7 protein-coding genes are annotated in these 3,414 nt (G+C 42.1%); all 7 read right to left on the bottom strand.

The window, feature by feature from the left end; all coding sequences use genetic code 11:
• Positions 1-172 precede the first annotated feature (172 nt).
• Positions 173-316, bottom strand: a complete 144-nt coding sequence (locus QMZ64_RS22930) for a hypothetical protein (protein WP_301441632.1) — start codon at positions 314-316, stop codon at positions 173-175.
• 68 nt (positions 317-384) lie between these two features.
• Entirely contained in the window at positions 385-798 is a 414-nt protein-coding gene (locus tag QMZ64_RS22925; RefSeq protein ID WP_301441631.1) for a YopX family protein, read from the bottom strand.
• Between the two features lie 14 nt (positions 799-812).
• Positions 813-1,328, bottom strand: a complete 516-nt coding sequence (locus QMZ64_RS22920; protein WP_301441630.1) for a putative metallopeptidase — start codon at positions 1,326-1,328, stop codon at positions 813-815.
• A gap of 2 nt (positions 1,329-1,330) precedes the next feature.
• Complete coding sequence (locus tag QMZ64_RS22915) at positions 1,331-1,501, bottom strand: Fur-regulated basic protein FbpA (protein WP_071583660.1); 171 nt, start codon at positions 1,499-1,501, stop codon at positions 1,331-1,333.
• On the bottom strand, positions 1,498-2,037 hold the full coding sequence (locus tag QMZ64_RS22910) for an ERCC4 domain-containing protein (protein ID WP_017474876.1): 540 nt from the start codon (positions 2,035-2,037) through the stop codon (positions 1,498-1,500). Before QMZ64_RS22910 ends, QMZ64_RS22915 begins: the two co-directional genes overlap by 4 nt.
• Positions 2,034-2,471, bottom strand: a complete 438-nt coding sequence (locus QMZ64_RS22905; RefSeq protein ID WP_268301661.1) for a hypothetical protein — start codon at positions 2,469-2,471, stop codon at positions 2,034-2,036. Before QMZ64_RS22905 ends, QMZ64_RS22910 begins: the two co-directional genes overlap by 4 nt.
• Before the next feature lie 268 nt (positions 2,472-2,739).
• Positions 2,740-3,414: DNA primase family protein (locus tag QMZ64_RS22900; RefSeq protein ID WP_301441629.1), on the bottom strand; the 675-nt coding region annotated here is incomplete at its 5' end.

The raw sequence follows: 3,414 nt of genomic DNA, 5'->3' as shown, positions 1-3,414 counted from the left end.
AGTTGCCGTCCGGACCAATCCATTATTGGATGCGTTAAAATCCTTCACCATTCTATCCCATGACTCACAACCTGCCGCCAACGCGACAAACAGCAGAATTACGATTGTGGCAATAGCTTTTTTCATTTCTCATTCTCCTTTACTGGTCCCCCCAATGTTGGGGTTTAATTGATCATTCGGCCGCCGCCTCCGAAAATACTTTCTTATCGATCGCGCCCAGGTCAAAAAGGAATTCCTCTGTATATTGAATAAGTAAATCGACCGTATCCGCTGAATATCCGTCATTTTCCGCATCGATTTCATGCAAGTCTTTCATAGTGTCAATTACATGTTGAAGTAATGCCGCTTGAATCTTTGTTAGTGTGTGTCCTCTGAATTTTTCGATTATTCCGCCGCCTCCAATAGATCAGGATTTTGATAGATATTTCCGATGACTTCCATCGGGACGGTTTTTCTTAATGGGTGCCCCGTCCATCCGCCATGCCCCGCATTTGCAAGATAGAACTGAACCGGCACAATTTTAAACATAGCTTGATGAGTGTCATAACAGATAACCCCGATATTTTTAAAAGTCCCATATTCGACTATATCCATTTCGTAAATCTCGCCTTTCCCGTGTATCGATCCGGCATATTGCATCCAGATATAAGGGGAAACAAGACTAAATCTCAGTATGGAGTTGACCATATCTACATCGGATGAGATAGCACCATCCCAATAATCTTCACTGTCGTCCTCATTCCCATAAACCATGATTTCCTTTTCTTTGTTCCAAGCCCGAAACTTAATCTCTCTCATTCCGTCGCCTCCCATCATTTCACCCTTTGAAGTCTATTCACATCATCAATATTCATTTGATAGTCAGCCTCCCGGACGGCAGCAGCAAATGATTCAATCCCTTTTTCCCAAAGACCGTGACGCTCAATGATTTCCGAGAACTCTTCAACGTCATGCTCGCGGAGCCCCCAACTGTCAGGATCTTCTGCGGGCCCGTACTTAGTAACCCATTTGCTTGAGTCATTCGGATCCGGTTCCTCCCATTCCGCGCGGGTAAAATGACAAAGCTCATGATCGACTAGGGCGGCGCGCTGCTCTTGGTTCATCGTCTTCCAGGCTTCTTTATTGATGAATACAAAAAGTCTGTAATCGGTCATATGGCGCTCAAAGGCCGTGCATTTTTTCGCCTTCCCAGCCCATTTACTGTTACCTTCCCGGATGTAAAACCCAATGTGTTTCTTTGCATCTTTTAAATGTGGGTGATGCTTATCGATTAAACTTTCGGCCAGCTGCCGCACCTCTTGTGATTCTTCAAACCCTACAAATGCCATGATCATTTTCCCCTTTCAATCAATTTCTTTTTGAATATTTCGTCTAATTCAGTTAATGAAAGCTCATACAGCTGCCGGCCGTCAGGCGTTTTAAAATATCCCATTTTAAGCAGCCGCGCTTTAAGCTCGTCCTTTTTCCTTTCACAATAAAGGGCCTTCATTAAGTCATTCACAACAGGCCCCCCTTTAACAGCTCCCGGGCCATATAATGAAAATGGTGATAGATATAGTTTCCGGTCGCGCTCGGATTAATAAAAACGGTTGAGAAATTGTAACGGACTTCAAACGTTTTTAAGCTACCAAGCAAGGACTGCGGCTTATATTGTGAGCGATATTTTCCGTTCAATATTTTTTGGTAGCCTTCCAGATCCTCCACAAGAAGAGTGAAGGGGTGTTTGGATGCACGAATCAATTCATTTTCAAACCGGGAACGGTCCTTAATGGATTGAACAAGCTCATCAACTCCGTTTTTCCGTTCGATAGCAGCGTTCAAATACATGTCCCGGCTGATCCCGTATTCCTCGTTTTTCGGGATCATGGCGGAATAATCGCCCGTCTTCATCCCTTTGAATTTAATGGATACGTTCTTTTTTCGGAGATAGTCAAGAACATGCTGGTTCTTCTGCTCCCTCGTATCCACGATGATGATCATGCTGTCGAGAATATTTTTCATTTCAGTATCCGAATAGTTATAGTGAATAATCGTCATGCTTTCTTCCCCTTAAAGTACGACATGGCCCTTTCATAGATTTCTAAAGAGAGCTTATCCGTTTCTTCATCCTCAAAATTCGCAACGGAGCTGTTCAGATCTCTCCAGCCGTTCTCCCAAAATAGAACGAGCAATCTCGCGGCTTTGGTTGCCGCATCCCAATCATGATTGAACCAGTCGTCTATTTTTGGATTCATTTTTTGATCGATTCCCATAAAATAATTGATGATTTTATCAATGGTCTGATTGACTTTATGAGCCTGCTCTGTGTATTCACCTTTTAAATACTGGATGATCCGTTTTTTATGTGACTGAACAAATTCCACAAGTTCTGGATAGACTTTCTCCGGATTCTCAATAAAAAGATTGTTTCCATCCAGGACTAAAGGTGATCCCAAAAAGGCAAGGTCATCACAAATTTGTTTTGGGTGCAAAATTATCACCTCTTTTAAAAAGGGGTTACTAAAGGGTTATCGAACTTCAATTTCAGTAACCCTTTAAAAACTCAGTCATATCAAGGGTTTCAACCTCTTTTGGGTTACTGGGTTATCAAAGGTTACCTATTTTTCTATTAAAGTCTATATACTTATATATATATTTATTTTTTATTTATTTTTTTCATGAGAACGGAACATAGAATTTAAGTAACCCTTAGTAACCCCTAAATAATGTAAAACCTCACAAACCCTTATATATCAATGGTTAAAGCTTCTTTCTATTGATAGAAGCGACCTTATTCGGGTTACTTTTTGAAGAAAATTCAGTAACCCTTTCAGTAACCCGCCCATCATTATTCTGCAAAAAACTTCCTCCGGCATATTGATTTAATGTCATCCCATGAATAAATGTTTTGTTTTTTGCGCCTTTTTCTTTTTTAAAACCTCGAATTTCTAATTGACGATAAAAGGCGCGATTTTTTAACTCAACATCATCATTTTCATAACACCAATCTTTGTATTCCTTATAGAGTTCCTTTGCTTCGATTTTTGCAGCCGGATGAGTGACACACTTTTCAGCAAGAAAAGGGGCGAGAATGTCCATATCCTCCCGGTAGCCTTCCGTCGCCTTCCTGATCGCTTCCGGTTCTCCCAGGCCTTCCTTCTGCCACTTCAAGCAGCCCTCAATAGCCCACCGCAGGATCCCTGGCATTTCCGCAGCCAGTTTCTGCGGCAGCTTCTTGTCTACTTTTTCTTTTGGTATCGTGACAGTAAACGGGATCAGCCGGATCCGGCGCCAAATCCCCTCATCGCTGCCTTTAACGATCGGTTTATGGTTTGTGGTAAAGAAGACTTTAAATTCCGGTGTAAACTCAAAGTATTCCTGGCGCAGAAAACGCGCTGACATCTTTTCGCCGCCGGTGATCTGCTTCACCAACGA

The sequence above is a fragment of the Bacillus sp. LB7 genome, from assembly GCF_030449715.1.
Lineage (GTDB): Bacteria > Bacillota > Bacilli > Bacillales > Bacillaceae > Bacillus > Bacillus paralicheniformis.
The sequence above is the reverse complement of the archived record's forward strand: the minus strand, read 5'-3'. Positions and strand labels throughout refer to the sequence as shown.